Origin of the sequence: Paludifilum halophilum (assembly GCF_002245355.1) — a bacterium.
Taxonomy (GTDB): domain Bacteria; phylum Bacillota; class Bacilli; order Thermoactinomycetales; family DSM-45169; genus Paludifilum; species Paludifilum halophilum.
In genome coordinates, this window is sequence record NZ_NOWF01000040.1 from 1 (window position 1) to 649 (window position 649).

The 649-nt window shown below is 50.8% G+C and carries 2 protein-coding genes; both read left to right on the plus strand.

The window, feature by feature from the left end:
• Nucleotides 1-314 (plus strand): hypothetical protein (locus CHM34_RS18325; protein WP_094266045.1); only part of this gene is annotated, 314 nt, incomplete at its 5' end.
• Nucleotides 307-649: HK97 gp10 family phage protein (locus CHM34_RS18330; RefSeq protein WP_094266046.1), on the plus strand; the 343-nt coding region annotated here is incomplete at its 3' end. The genes CHM34_RS18325 and CHM34_RS18330, both read left to right, overlap by 8 nt.

The following is a 649-nucleotide window of genomic DNA, read 5'->3' on the forward strand; positions in this document are numbered from 1 at the left end:
CGGTGGTTCAAATGAGACACAATGACGTGATCCACCTGGTGGGGATTGAAATCATAGAAGATGAGATCGGGAACCAGATCAAACAGGAGACGGAGCGGCAGGTATTCGCCAATGAAATGTCTGTCGGTCAAGCTGAATACTACAACGCGGCAGTAGCTGGGCTCCGACCGGAGAAGAGGTTTGAGGTTTATACCTTTGAATATGCGGACGAACGGAAATTAAAGCATAACGGGATCAAGTATCAGATTATCCGAACGGAGACAAGGGGAGAAAAGACCCGAATCACTTGTGAAAGGGTGGCGGGAGATGGCTAAAATAAACGGTCTATCACGGGAGATCACCAAGGCGCTTGAAACCTACACCGAAGAGGTGACGGAAGGGCTGGAAGAGGCCAAAGAAACCGTAGCGAAGAGTGCAGCGAAGAAGCTGAAACAAAGAAGCCCGAAGGATACTGGGGATTATGCGAGAGGGTGGCGTGCCAAAAAGGTTGGCAATGGTTGGGTTGTGCATAATGCGACAAACTATCAGTTGACCCACTTGCTTGAACATGGACACGCTAAACGTGGCGGAGGGCGGGTGGCGGGTATTCCCCACATTGGCCCGGTGGAGGAGGAAGCGATTCAGGAATATGTCCAGAAATCTGAGAAGG